This window comes from Novosphingopyxis iocasae (assembly GCF_014334095.1).
Taxonomy (GTDB): Bacteria; Pseudomonadota; Alphaproteobacteria; order Sphingomonadales; family Sphingomonadaceae; genus Novosphingopyxis; species Novosphingopyxis iocasae.
The window spans coordinates 902,710-914,341 of sequence record NZ_CP060495.1 but is presented as its reverse complement, the minus strand read 5'-3'; the positions used below and the strand labels follow the sequence as shown (position 1 = coordinate 914,341).

General features: G+C 60.0%; 15 protein-coding genes. 6 read left to right on the top strand and 9 right to left on the bottom strand.

Going from position 1 to position 11,632, the window contains the following annotated elements:
- Both H7X45_RS04325 and H7X45_RS04320 read right to left on the bottom strand, forming a co-directional pair.
- Positions 1–1,002 carry a hypothetical protein gene (locus H7X45_RS04325; RefSeq protein ID WP_187336316.1) on the bottom strand — a complete coding sequence of 334 codons (1,002 nt, stop codon included), beginning with the start codon at positions 1,000–1,002 and terminating at the stop codon, positions 1–3.
- Positions 1,003–1,689: 687 nt separating this feature from the next.
- Positions 1,690–1,923: a hypothetical protein gene (locus tag H7X45_RS04320; RefSeq protein WP_187336315.1), complete on the bottom strand. Its 234-nt coding sequence runs from the start codon at positions 1,921–1,923 to the stop codon at positions 1,690–1,692.
- 71 nt (positions 1,924–1,994) lie between these two features.
- Here H7X45_RS04320 and H7X45_RS04315 point away from each other — a divergent pair, with 71 nt between their 5' ends.
- The 4 genes from H7X45_RS04315 (at position 1,995) to H7X45_RS04300 (ending at position 5,489) form a co-directional block, all read left to right on the top strand.
- Entirely contained in the window at positions 1,995–2,885 is an 891-nt protein-coding gene (locus tag H7X45_RS04315; RefSeq protein WP_187336314.1) for a 3'-5' exonuclease, read from the top strand.
- Positions 2,886–2,960: 75 nt separating this feature from the next.
- Entirely contained in the window at positions 2,961–3,830 is an 870-nt protein-coding gene (locus H7X45_RS04310; protein ID WP_187336313.1) for a hypothetical protein, read from the top strand.
- Positions 3,831–4,011: 181 nt separating this feature from the next.
- Complete coding sequence (locus tag H7X45_RS04305) at positions 4,012–4,671, top strand: hypothetical protein (RefSeq protein ID WP_187336312.1); 660 nt, start codon at positions 4,012–4,014, stop codon at positions 4,669–4,671.
- Positions 4,671–5,489: a hypothetical protein gene (locus H7X45_RS04300; RefSeq protein WP_187336311.1), complete on the top strand. Its 819-nt coding sequence runs from the start codon at positions 4,671–4,673 to the stop codon at positions 5,487–5,489. Before H7X45_RS04305 ends, H7X45_RS04300 begins: the two co-directional genes overlap by 1 nt.
- A gap of 58 nt (positions 5,490–5,547) precedes the next feature.
- Here H7X45_RS04300 and H7X45_RS04295 read toward each other — a convergent pair whose 3' ends face one another.
- From H7X45_RS04295 to H7X45_RS04285, 3 genes are all read right to left on the bottom strand, one after another.
- Positions 5,548–6,120, bottom strand: coding sequence for an SOS response-associated peptidase (locus H7X45_RS04295; protein WP_246449667.1), 573 nt, complete (start codon positions 6,118–6,120; stop codon positions 5,548–5,550).
- A gap of 81 nt (positions 6,121–6,201) precedes the next feature.
- Positions 6,202–6,555 (bottom strand): hypothetical protein, encoded by a 354-nt coding sequence (locus H7X45_RS04290; RefSeq protein ID WP_187336310.1) that lies wholly within the window; start codon positions 6,553–6,555, stop codon positions 6,202–6,204.
- 16 nt (positions 6,556–6,571) lie between these two features.
- Entirely contained in the window at positions 6,572–6,931 is a 360-nt protein-coding gene (locus H7X45_RS04285; protein ID WP_187336309.1) for a winged helix DNA-binding protein, read from the bottom strand.
- A gap of 322 nt (positions 6,932–7,253) precedes the next feature.
- On the opposite strand from H7X45_RS04285, the gene H7X45_RS04280 reads away from it, so the two are divergent.
- A complete protein-coding gene (locus tag H7X45_RS04280) occupies positions 7,254–7,631 on the top strand; it encodes a VOC family protein (protein WP_187336308.1) in 378 nt (125 codons plus the stop codon).
- Positions 7,632–7,819: 188 nt separating this feature from the next.
- On the top strand, positions 7,820–8,626 hold the full coding sequence (locus tag H7X45_RS04275) for a S1/P1 nuclease (RefSeq protein WP_187336307.1): 807 nt from the start codon (positions 7,820–7,822) through the stop codon (positions 8,624–8,626).
- Positions 8,627–8,823: 197 nt separating this feature from the next.
- On the opposite strand, the gene H7X45_RS04270 is transcribed toward H7X45_RS04275, so the two are convergent.
- The 4 genes from H7X45_RS04270 to H7X45_RS04255 all read right to left on the bottom strand — a co-directional run bounded on the left by H7X45_RS04270 (position 8,824) and on the right by H7X45_RS04255 (position 11,527).
- Positions 8,824–9,225, bottom strand: a complete 402-nt coding sequence (locus H7X45_RS04270) for a YsnF/AvaK domain-containing protein (RefSeq protein WP_187336306.1) — start codon at positions 9,223–9,225, stop codon at positions 8,824–8,826.
- Between the two features lie 84 nt (positions 9,226–9,309).
- A complete protein-coding gene (locus tag H7X45_RS04265; protein WP_187336305.1) occupies positions 9,310–10,002 on the bottom strand; it encodes a YsnF/AvaK domain-containing protein in 693 nt (230 codons plus the stop codon).
- A 43-nt stretch (positions 10,003–10,045) separates the two neighbouring features.
- Positions 10,046–10,567 (bottom strand): hypothetical protein, encoded by a 522-nt coding sequence (locus H7X45_RS04260; RefSeq protein WP_187336304.1) that lies wholly within the window; start codon positions 10,565–10,567, stop codon positions 10,046–10,048.
- Between the two features lie 180 nt (positions 10,568–10,747).
- The gene (locus tag H7X45_RS04255) at positions 10,748–11,527 is read right to left on the bottom strand and encodes a Crp/Fnr family transcriptional regulator (RefSeq protein ID WP_187336303.1); all 780 of its coding nucleotides are present in this window, start codon (positions 11,525–11,527) and stop codon (positions 10,748–10,750) included.
- Positions 11,528–11,632 lie beyond the last annotated feature (105 nt).

The following is an 11,632-nucleotide window of genomic DNA, read 5'->3' as shown; positions in this document are numbered from 1 at the left end:
TTAGAGGCCGCGCTGCGGCTCAAGGCCGCACTTTGCGCAAAGCAGGGTAATCGCAGTTCGCAGTTCTGCTCGATAGGCGAGCGGATCAAGGCCAGCATATTCGCTCCAAGGCTCCGTGCCTTGGTGCCAATGCCCGAAGAAAGCATGAAGCGTCTCGCTGCTGACCTTTCCGACCAACTCAGATCTGACGAAGTGCCGGGCAAAGTTCGCCGGGTAAACCCAGCCTTCTGCGGTCATTGCCCGACTGAATAAGCGGCGGTCGAGGAGCTCCAGCGATTCACCGTCGGAAATCAGGTAGGGCGAGCCATCCTCATCAGGCAGGGCCAGACTGGGATACCGTTCGCGCATCTTAGCGAGGTGCGCCTGATAATGCCGCAATTGCTCCTGGCAGTCCTCGCTGACCCATACGAGCCGGGCCTTGAAGTTGCCGCTCGCCGGCTTGTCGTCCAAGATCTGATAACCGGTCAGCGTGTCGATGGCGTCCAGCGAAGGCAACATCCTCGACGTCGGGCGTGCGCACGTGGCAATCAAATAGAACAACACGGTGTAGATGGTCATCGCGTTGTGCATCGCGCTGATTGGCTTTTTCCGGCGCCTCCGTGAGATCAGGAGTGGCTGGCGAACCTGGATAAGCAGGTTGATGACTTCCTCTATTAAAGGCGCGTAGCGACTTCCGAGGCGGTAGTCGCTCGCCATTCGGAAGGATGGATCGAGAGCATCGAACCCTTCCAAGGCCTCGACAAGCACACTTACGGCTGTCGATGTGCAGATTGACGTATAGTAGATGATCGTCTTGGCAATGAGCGGGACGTTTCCTGTTATGATAGCGGCCAAAGCCGCATCTCCAGTAGGTATTTCGGTCAGTCGCTGAAAAAGCCAGCGTTCTACCAGGCGCAAGGAACTGGCCACGCCTGCCTTGCGGATCTCGCGGTGTGCCACGCCTTCGACAGCGACAGGCAGGGAGGGAAAGACAGGATAGTTCGGGGTCGGTGGAGTACTCATTTGTTCAAGCAGACGGCGCGTCCGAATTGAGCAGGGGAGAGCGACAAGATCACCTCTCTCCGCGCCGGCAGGCTGGTGGCCAGACTGAAACTTCTGCTGGCTTTCTGGTCGCCCTGGTTCGAGCCACCACACCCAGTGACTGCCGATCTGCAGACATGGTGCTCTCGGAACCGTCCCTGTTCCTGTAACGACTGGAAGGGTCGCAAGTGTCGCTGCGGACCGCCCCGTCGTCAGGATTGCTGATAGGAGCGCCGCTGCAGCGACTTCCGATGGCCTAGCGTTTAGAGCTTGGTCTTCAAGATGTCGTCGCAGCTGTTCTGTTTCGGACTCGGTGATTGACGCGCCAGAGTAGGGCAGCATCTGGTTTTGCCGAGCGTAGGCCCGCCCCCAACCCTCAAGCATTCGCTGGTGTTCGCGAGCCTGAGCCTTTTGCAGATAGGCCGCTGAAGAGGTTGGCGTTATGTATGTCACAGTCAGCATCTCAGGCGCAGCTTGGCAGGCCGATTTATGCTGATTTAGAGCTAACAAAGTCCTAATTCGGACAGCGAGCGCCGCGTTTTATGGCAAAAACAGTGAACTTGTTCGTGTCTTCGCCCTTTTATGAGGTGCTAAGCTGAAAAATTGAGCAGCGATCTAGGAACGGCACCTTTCCGGATCGAATTTTTGGGCGAGAAGCCTATCTGGAGATCACGCTTCGATCGGATCGAAATTGAACGGGAAAACAGAAAACGCCGGAGCCAAGAAGATCGCTCCAATTTTCTGCGATGTGGGCAGCTCTGCGCTGCGCAATTTAGCGGCCAACACATCCCCGCGCCGCTGAGCGAAATTCCTGTAGATTTCGAGAAGGAAGAGAGAGCCGCGCAGCGGCCGCTCCATCAGCAGATTTAGGGGGTGAAGAGATTGCCGGAAGCGAATCGGCAAGGTGAAGGGAAAAGAGCTGAGATGCTCGGCTCCTGCCTCGCCGGTTCGAACACGAACCGAAAGGCAATTTCATGAACGAAAATTATTCAAACGAGGCCAGCGAACAGCTGGCCGAACGACTGAAGCGCGACGAGCGCTATCGCGTGCTGCGAGCGGTCCCTGATCGCTATACCAATATGCCCGAGGACGGCACGCCTCCGGACGGCCGCTGTATCGCGATCGTCGACACCGAGACAACGGGTCTCGATCCCGACAAGGACAGCGTCGTCGAGCTCGCGATCATGCTGCTGTTCGTCGGTGATTACGGGAGGGTGTTGGGGCATCTCGGACCGATTAGCTGGCTGCAAGATCCGAAGGCGGTTCTCGATCACCGGATCAGCTTGATCACGGGGCTGGAGGATGAGGATCTTCGGGGCCAGATGATCGACGACGAATTTGCATGGAAGCTGCTCGCCCGGGCGGACCTCATCCTGGCTCACAACGCCCCATTCGACTTGAGCTTTATCGAGCGGCGCTATCCGCAGATCGCGGGCAAGCCCTGGGCCTGCTCCTGCAGCGAGATCGATTGGCTGGCCCTCGGCTTCGATGGGTATGCGCAGCAGCACCTGCTGATGCAGGCGGGATGGTTCAGCAGGGCGCACCGGGCAGGCGACGATGTCTGGTCGCTGTTCTGGCTTCTGCAGCAGCGCCAGACCGATCCGAACGGCGATCGCGTGCGAACGCATCTCGCGCGGCTGATCGAAGCGTCCGACAGGCTGAGCGTCATGGTCGAAGCACGCAGCGCTCCGTACGACAAGAAAGATGTGCTGAAAGCGCGCGGCTACAGCTGGAACCCCGCCGGGAGGTTCTGGCAAAAAGAGCTGCCTGAAGGCGATGTGCCGTTCGAAGAAGCCTGGGCCTATCGCAACGGCCTGCCGGCGCTCGCAACACGCAGTGTGACCGCCAGCGAACGCCATCGCTGAACCAACGCCTTCAACTACCGATAACCCAGCACAAGCCCGCCTCTGGCGGGCTTTGTGCTTTCTAGGAGACACGACATGCCAAATACCCTCAATATGCTCGAGCAAATGCTGGAGAAGGAAGCGCGCCAGTTCGAAGGCCAGAACGGCGAAAAGGCAGAACCCAAAACCAGTTCGATCACCGTACTCGACCTGGAGTTCCTGTGGGACCGCGATGCCCATGCTGGCTATCGGATTTGCGAGGGCACCACGGCCTGCGATGAGATCCGCTGGCCGTTCCACCAGGTGGCGGCGGCATGCTGGATTACGGCGCGGTTCTCGGCGACGAGCGATGTGCCGGAGATCACCGGGCCGACCGTTCTATCGCTGGAAACCATCGGCGAACGTGACCTGCTCGAAAACCTGTTCGAGGCGCTGCATCAGAACCCGTCATCGATCCTCGTCACCTGGGGCGGGGAAGCACGCGATCTGGCGGTCCTGCGCCACCGCGCCGCGGTCCATGACCTTGTCCTTCCCTTGCAGCTCAGGCCCAGCTCTCCGCATGCACCGCAGCGGCTCGATCTGTGCCGCGATGTCTGCGTCCAGGCGACGCCGGTGCATCTGTCGGAATATGCCGCGGCAAGCTCGATCCCGTGCAAGCCGATCCCCTCGAAGCAGATCGGTCTGCTGGCCGAGCAAGGCGAATGGGGCAAGGTGCGCGAACAGGTGGCAGCGGACGTGCTCACCACCACGATCATCGCGATGCGGCACCTGGCTGCAAGAGAGATGATCACCTGCGACCGCGCCAGGAGCGTGACGGCCGTTGCTGAAGCTGCATCTGGCAGCATCCCCTACAGCAGGTTCGTGAACCGAGATCTTGTGCCCTGGGCTGCCGGACAGGCGGTCAAGGTAGAAGGCCGAACGCGATCGTTGGCCGAAGCGTCGTCGGTTGCAGCGGCGCTTAACTGATCGCCGTTCTCGTCATCGATAACATCAAGCAGGAGGAGATGCCGATGTAGCCATCACAGCATGCCGGAGCGCGTCCGGTAAACCATCACGCGCGCACCTAAATGCTCGCCAGACCGAGCACCCACGAGCCGCCCGTCACGAAGACGGATGCGGCTATTTTTATGCCTAAAGGATATACCCAATGCCGAAGAACAAAACACCATCCCATGCGCTCGCCACGAGCGTCGGCCTTGACAGCTACGCCATCGCGAACACCGCCATTGCGGCAACGCAGCTGTTCAAGATCCCCGCCCGGCATCCGCATGGTGATGGACCATGGGAAGACGAAGCCGACAAGATCGCCTGGATCGACGAGCGCACCGGAACACCCTGCATCATCCTGCGCCAGGCGAACGGAACGCTGAGCGGCTATGCTGCCGTGGAGCCCGGTCATCCGCTCTATGGCTATAATCATGATGCCATTCCATCCGAGCTGCGTGTGGTATCGCATGGCGGCCTGAACTACGCAGAAGCCTGCAACCAGACGATGCCAGAAGCGGTCTCGGTCTGCCATGTAGAGCCGCCGAAGCGCCCTCACAGCGACATGCCGGACCGATTCGCACATGACGGCGACCTGTGGTGGTTCGGGTTCGATACGAACCATGCCTACGACTTCGTGCCGAACGAGCGCATCCCCGAGGGGCAGCGGATCCACGATGGCAAAGTCTATCGCGACCAGGCATACGTCTACCGCGAATGCATCAAGCTAGCCGCACAGCTGCATCGCATCGAGACCGGAATCGACATCCCGATCCCGTCTCACCTGCAGCAGGCCATTCCTCCGATCGGAGGGACCGAGTGATGAGCATGTTCGACGAAGCACCGGATTACGAACATGTCCGCAACCCCAACCTGCCCTGGGGTTACTGGCTGATGCACGACAACCAGGGGGACGAGCGCATCGTGGACGAGGCAGGCGAGCGTTGGCGCTCGGTGCGCGACCACTTCTGGCTGTCCCGGCTCGGCATGGCGCCATTGAGTCCACCGGAGCAGGAAGAGGCGCTGGAGTTCCTGCTTACCATTCTGGCGGTCATCGACCGCCGGACCATGGGGATCGAGGAATATGTCCACGACCTGTTCGACAACGACTGGAACGTCGGTCAGCATTATGGCCAATGGCTGATCACCCAGCGGCTGATCGTTTATGAGAGGCGGGGCCGCCCGCACGGGCCTCTGACCGCTGAAGGCCAGGCGGTGCTGCTCATGCTGGCCTCGACCCGGTCACCGGAGCATGCCTCGATCCCGATCGGTCTGCGTTGGGTGAAAGCCCGGCGCGGTCTGGACCGCGGCAAAACCCATGCCCGCCTGAAGGAACTACTTGCCGAGCAGGAGGCGTTCGCCGACCGGCTCGCCTGCCGGTTCGCGCGAAAGACCATCGCCGATCTTCCGGCCATCGTGCTGGTGGGCGATGGCTTTGGTCCAGCCATTCCGCTGCGCCGTACGATCTGGTCGATGACCTTCCCAGACGATCACGCACGCGACCGCTTCTACCTGTGGCTCCACGAGCGGGTCGACCGCTGGGACGCGTGGGGCGAGATGGCCGGGACCGACGGCGGGCGAGCACTCAGCGAACATCTGATGCAGCTGGCGTTTGCGGATCGGCCGATCGAGACCGGGTAGCTGGTTTTCATGCCGCCTGGAACGATCGTCACCGGCCCGGTTAAAGGTAGAGTGCAGATCAACTGCCCCCTTCTCGCTCAACTACCTCGACCAGAGAGTCATTGAACGGCCGAGCTAGTGTGGTCGCCTCCTCATAGTCGGTGGTCAACCAGGTCTTGTGATCCTCCTCCTTCAGCAGCACGGGCATTGCTTTCGGATGCACTGCTCCGACGGTGTCGTTCGCCTCGGTCGTAAGGAACGCCATCCGTGGTCCTTCTTCGGTAGGGCGCCAAATTCCCGCGAACGAGAACAGCGGCGTGTCGGTCCTACCGAACCACACCTTCCGCTTGGAGCCCTTCTCGCCTTCCCATTCGCAGAATGACGTAACAGGGACGAGGCATCGCCTCTCAGGGGTGTTCAGCATCGAGCGCCAGAACGGGCTTTTAAGATTGCGTACGTTCGTCACCGGTCGGCTGCCCTTCGCCGGGGGCGGAACACCCCATGTCATCGTTTCGAGCGTCAGCTTTCCGTCGACGTTGCGCAAGATTGGCGCTTCACGATTGGGATAGATCGCCTCGAAGCTCGGCAGGTTCGAACGATCGCCGTCGAAGGGGCCGAACAGCTTCGCAATCTCAGCGACGGTCGCGGTCATTCGGTACAGGTTGCACATGGCGGATAGCATGATCGCTATCGATCACCTTGCCAAGATTCTCGATCATGTTCCTGCTTCGTTCTATATCCTGCTACGAATCAAGGAGACGCGAATGTGGCCCGACGCACGATGCCAACAGCGAAGCGAGACGACGCCCTTTTTCCGGTGCGGGTGAAGATCAGGACGCCGGCGCGAGGCTTTGGACAGGCGTTCGATCAGATACTTATCTGGCTCCGAGAAGAGGTCGGAGAGAACGACTGCGCGGTCCACAGTACCACCGCGATCGGATCGGATGCCACGGCGTTCTATTTTCGCGATCCGGTTACGGCGCAGCGTTTCGTCGACCGCTTCCCCGAGCTGGAACTTGCCGATGGCGGCCGAAAGATCCTCAGCTGATACGAAAGGAAGGTAGTCGAGAATGACGGTGGAGAGCATCCGCCGAACATCCACACTAGTCGTCGAACTCCGCATGCGCCCAGCGGTCCATTGCCGCGCTGCCTTTGTCGGTCAGACGTATGTACCTGAATCGCGCATCGGCCTTGTCGCGTCGCTTGGCGACCATACCCTTCGCTTCCAGTGCTGAGATGTGCCGCAGAAGAGTGGTTTCCGGGGCGGAGCTCTCCCGATAGAGATCGGCGATGATCATTGCGCGCTCATCGAGTTTGGCGATGAAGAGAATGAGCAGGATATCCCACGAGTGATCGCCGAACGTGACGTCCGGGAAGGCATTGTTGCGCAAGCGTCGGTCGGCTAAATGGCTGGCGGCACGATCGCGCATTTGCCGCTTCGATAAAAGCACCGGCTTGCCCATTTGTTTTGCTCCCCCCTCGCTTCTAGCCATGCCCCAAATGCCAAGGTTCGATCAATATAAGCTGCTGAAGGCTCACCAACACGTGCTCAAATGACACTTCCCTGTTTTTTGCGCTCATTTCGAGCCTCACTCGCCGCGGGGGGGAGCACCGGCAGCGGCAGCTCCAATGGAAGCTGCTAGGCCGCGCGGACAAATTCTGTTCGCCATCCCCCTGTCCGCTATCGCCGCTTTCCCTACAGAAACCGGCCTTTAGGGGAAACGCTCACTTGTAGACTTTGCTGCTCAACGGCATCACGATCGAGCAAAAAGGAGAGATTGCCTGATGTCAGATGTGCCCTCGATCGGCGCCTTCGCGATTGTGCCGAGCAACGACCTCGAGGCTGCAACGCCCTTCTGGGAACGACTAGGGTTCAATCGGACCGGTGGGACCGACGAATATATCATCATGGAGGGGTGGGGTTGCGAGGTTCACCTGACCCAAGCTGGTCCAGGAGAATGGCAGGTCCCTGATAAGCACAATCCCTTCGGCATCTTCATTCGCACGCCAGACGTGGTGGCGATCGCCGCACGAGCAGACGATCTAATTATAAGACCAGGAGGCCTCCTCCGGCATCGCGAATGGGGTCTCTACGAGGTCGGGATCGCCGGGCCTGATGGTTTGCTCGTGCGGATCGGATGGCCCTCGGCCCTGATGGATTGAGCGTCCGCTGAACACCCCAGTTTCGGTCATCCGCCGTCATTTGTAGGTCGCTCGATAGCTGACAATCGATGTGGGCGATTTTGTGCACGCCGCCAAGGTGACTGAAAGCACCATTGCGGTTGTACCTCCAGAAATTCCGTAAGCTTCTGCCGCATGACAGAAGCTGAGGGCGGCGATATTGAGTGCGAATGAAACTCCCCCTCGTTCTCGCCGCTCTCGTCATGTCCACGCCATCTGCTGCCCTTGCATGGGGTCAGAACGGCCACCGGATCATTGGCCAGATCGCTCAGGATAATATCGATGGCCGATCCCGCGCTGCGATCGAGCAGATTATCGGAAAAGAGGATCTAGCCACGCTGTCCACCTTCGCGGACGAAGAGCGCTCCAACCCGGCGCCCTTCTGGCAGAAGGAAGCGACGCCGTGGCACTATGTCACCATTCCCGATGGCAAAACCTATGCCGACGTCGGCGCACCGCCCGAGGGAGATGCCCATAGTGCTCTGGAACGCTACGCCGCGGTTTTGCGTGATCCAGCGGCCACCCAAGCCGACAAGCGCGTTGCGCTGGCATTCGTGGTCCATCTGGTCGGCGATCTTCACCAGCCGATGCATGTCGGCGATGGCACCGATCGGGGCGGAAACGACCTGCGCGTTACCTTCTTCGGTGACCGGACGAACCTGCACAGCGTCTGGGATACCGCGCTGATCGAAGGGCAGAACCTCAGCTATACCGAATATACTGCGCGCCTGGAACGGGAGAGGACGCCGCAGAACGTCATCGACTGGTGGACGGCCGACCCCCTCGTCTGGATCGCGGAAAGCATCGAGGTGCGGAAGCAGGCTTATCCGGCCGCGCCGGCCGACGGTGGCATGCCTTCACTCAGCTACGAATATCAATATCGGCAGCTGCCTTTCGTTGAGCGGCGATTGATGCAGGGCGGTGTGCGGCTCGCAGCATATCTCGACGACGTCTTCGCATCGAAAACCCAGCGGTAAATCGAGTTGTATGCGGGGCCACTTCGTCACGGCTGAATTTGGGCCGGAACCCGCCATTTCCGCTTCGCGTGAGTGAAGCGGTAGTATCGCTTCCCAATTTCGGCCGTTCAGCCATCGAGTTGAGCTTTCCAAATGCAGCCATCGTTTAACTAGCTCCGCGCCAACCGCGAGGTTCTCATCGATGTGTGGCCGGGACGCTAGTCGCGCTCGATCTCTATCTCCTTGCGTTTCAGGGAGACGGGTATTTCGACCGTTTCCTCGTGCGCTCGCTTAATCAGCCTAATCTCTTCGCGCAGCACGAGCTGGCGCGTGACGATCAGTCGTTCCTCGACCACCGGCACGATGACCACGCCGTCCTCCTCGCGAACAGGCGGCACTTCGTCGATGTCTCGGCCGATCGGCACGCGTTCGACCGAGACGCTCTCGCTCGTCACCGTTTCGCTCAGCACGCTGCGGTCCTCGACGACGCGGCTGTGAACCTGCACACGGCCGGTTTCCACGGCGCGCTTGCCGATGCTGACACGTTCTTCGACGACGGGAATGCGGATCATATCGGCAGACGCCTCTGCGTCCGTTTCTTCATTTACATGAGCGGTCATCACGGGATCCTGATCGCTGAAATTCAATAAAATGGGAGCCGCCAACGGCAGTTGACGGCTCCCAGGCTACGCAACTGCTAAGGGTCAGCGGCGCTTATTCCTCTCACGGTCCTTCTCGACATCGATGTCGGTCCGGCGGGCAGTCTCCTCGACGTGCTCCTTGCGAATTTCCGCATCCTTGGAAACCACGACCTCGTCGGTGACGAAGGCCTGCTTTTGCACGACGGCTTCCTCGTCATGCTCGCGCATTTCGACGGTGCCGTCCTCCATCATCGCGTCGGCCTGGCCGGGGGTGACCGCGCGGTTGACCTCGCGCCTCTCGACCTTGACGGTCTCGTCGCGAAGATTGAGATCCTTGGCGACCTTCTCGCTTACGACGTTCGAGGTGACGCGGATCGCGCCGCCATCGACCATACGCTTGCCGATTGCGACCTTCTCCTCGACCACGGGGATACGCTTTTCCTTGTGGCGTGCATCGCCATGATGGCCCGCGACGGTTCCGGCGGCTACGCCGGCGCCCTTAGGGTGATAGATCACGCGGTCGGCTTCGATCTCGAGCCGTTCGACGGCGCAGATGCGATCGTCTTCAAGCTTGATCGCGCTCACCCGCTCGGCACCCTTTTCGACGAGCAAGTCGTCGATCATGCCGATCTTCACGTTGGTCGGTGTGACGAGCGGCCGTCCGCGAATGTCCTGCTTGCTAATCTCAAGTTTCCAGTCGGATAGCGAGTCCAAATGGGCGAATTGATCTTCATGCCGGAATGTATCGGTGGTCATGATATTGTCCTTTAAATTAACTCTAAGTTGGATTTTTCGGCGATCAGTTCAGCACGTCGACATTCGTCGCATAAATGTACGAGTCTATTCCTGCGGGGAATTCGGCGGTCGCAGCTTCGGGCAGATCGCCCGCTTCGCGCACTGTACCGGTGATGTTGACCCGCGAACCCGGATTGACGTCGAGCGCGCCTTCCTTGGGCGTTCCGGGGGTCGGAACCTGATCGAACACGACCAGCGCGCGGCTATCGGCACTGTCGCCGATGAAGAAAGCCATGTCGCCGCTCAGCGATTCGACCGGGACATCCTGCAGCGCGACTTCGCGACCGTTCATCGCGACGAGGCCCCCGGTTCCGAGCAGTGCCGCCATCGTGGTGATCGGGCCGGCGCTGGTATCGGTTACGGGATCGGCCATCTGCTCGGTGGCAACGGTCTGATCGGCAATGACGTCGTCGTCACCGTCGAACATGCCGATTATGAACCAGGCGATCAACGCCAGGAGCAGCAGTGCCAGAAGCCATCCCCACCGCGGAAAACCCGATTTTTTCTCGATTGGTATTTCGGCCATAAAACATTCTCCAATTTGTGATCGTAATCGGAGGTTAATGTCTTTGGGAGCACGACCCATTGATCTGGATCGACTTGTCGGTTCCACGGCCAATTAAATTTATTTATAAGCTGGTGCTGGCCTAATCTTGCGCGGATCCCGGCCACATCATCGATACGCTCCGCCCCGTCGCTTGGACGCCTAGCCGACGGAATTATGCAATTCGGGTCGAAGCTGTCTGAGTTTGCTTTGCAGATAATGATGATCGAACCCGGCTATTTCCATGAGCTTGTCGACGTCCGCGATCACCAGTTCATCGTCGATCAGCTCCATTACGCCGGCCGATCGGAGCTTGCGCAGGACCCGGCTGACATGCGCCGGCGTCAGGCCGAGCGCGTCGGCCAGGAGGATCTGGCTCAGCGGCATTCGGCATTGCCACTGGCCATCCTCGCTATTGCCGCAGGCGCGGAAGAAAAGCTCGCACATCAGATGCGCCAGGCGCTCGGTGGCGTCGCGGCGGCCCAGGCTCGCGATCCAGGAGCGCGCGACGCCCAGATCGATCAGTTGCTGGAGCCAGCATGCCTTGGCGATGGCGGGGTGGCTTTCGATCAGCGCCTGCATCTCCACCCGGTCGATGATCGCCACCTGCGAGAAGGTCACCGCGGCAATGCTGTGATCCATCTCGTTCAGCAGGCCGGTGTGCATGTCGCAAAAGTCGCCCGGCATCATCACGGCCAGAACCTGCCGCCCGCCCTCGGGCAGCATCTTGTAGCGGCAACCCCACCCTTCGAGAAAGACGTAGAGCGGACCCGGCGGATCGCCTTCGCGGATCAGATCCTGCTGTGCGGGATAGCGCCGGGTGTTGGCGCAAATCCGCTCGAGCGCCGCCACGTCCCGCTCCGACAAGCTAGCGCAACGGCTCAGCCGTTCGACGAACGTGTTCGTAAGCCGCCGCTCTCCTGCTAGAATGATCTCGGCCATTATACGTCCCCATTACCCTCGACCATCGGGGTATGAATTTCATCGCCGGCCATCTCAAGATGGAGGAATGCGATGGCAATAAAACCGAGCCACGACGATCGTTCG

What these genes read in the sequence shown, in the direction of transcription:
- H7X45_RS04310 (WP_187336313.1), top strand. Translation starts at nt 2,961, where the DNA reads ATGCCAAATACCCTCAATATGCTCGAGCAAATGCTGGAGAAGGAAGCG.
- H7X45_RS04305 (WP_187336312.1), top strand. Translation starts at nt 4,012, where the DNA reads ATGCCGAAGAACAAAACACCATCCCATGCGCTCGCCACGAGCGTCGGC.
- H7X45_RS04295 (WP_246449667.1), bottom strand. Translation starts at nt 6,120, where the DNA reads ATGACCGCGACCGTCGCTGAGATTGCGAAGCTGTTCGGCCCCTTCGAC.
- H7X45_RS04285 (WP_187336309.1), bottom strand. Translation starts at nt 6,931, where the DNA reads ATGGGCAAGCCGGTGCTTTTATCGAAGCGGCAAATGCGCGATCGTGCC.
- H7X45_RS04265 (WP_187336305.1), bottom strand. Translation starts at nt 10,002, where the DNA reads ATGACCACCGATACATTCCGGCATGAAGATCAATTCGCCCATTTGGAC.
- H7X45_RS04300 (WP_187336311.1), top strand. Translation starts at nt 4,671, where the DNA reads ATGAGCATGTTCGACGAAGCACCGGATTACGAACATGTCCGCAACCCC.
- H7X45_RS04325 (WP_187336316.1), bottom strand. Translation starts at nt 1,002, where the DNA reads ATGAGTACTCCACCGACCCCGAACTATCCTGTCTTTCCCTCCCTGCCT.
- H7X45_RS04280 (WP_187336308.1), top strand. Translation starts at nt 7,254, where the DNA reads ATGTCAGATGTGCCCTCGATCGGCGCCTTCGCGATTGTGCCGAGCAAC.
- H7X45_RS04255 (WP_187336303.1), bottom strand. Translation starts at nt 11,527, where the DNA reads ATGGCCGAGATCATTCTAGCAGGAGAGCGGCGGCTTACGAACACGTTC.
- H7X45_RS04270 (WP_187336306.1), bottom strand. Translation starts at nt 9,225, where the DNA reads ATGACCGCTCATGTAAATGAAGAAACGGACGCAGAGGCGTCTGCCGAT.
- H7X45_RS04290 (WP_187336310.1), bottom strand. Translation starts at nt 6,555, where the DNA reads ATGCTCTCCACCGTCATTCTCGACTACCTTCCTTTCGTATCAGCTGAG.
- H7X45_RS04275 (WP_187336307.1), top strand. Translation starts at nt 7,820, where the DNA reads ATGAAACTCCCCCTCGTTCTCGCCGCTCTCGTCATGTCCACGCCATCT.
- H7X45_RS04260 (WP_187336304.1), bottom strand. Translation starts at nt 10,567, where the DNA reads ATGGCCGAAATACCAATCGAGAAAAAATCGGGTTTTCCGCGGTGGGGA.
- H7X45_RS04315 (WP_187336314.1), top strand. Translation starts at nt 1,995, where the DNA reads ATGAACGAAAATTATTCAAACGAGGCCAGCGAACAGCTGGCCGAACGA.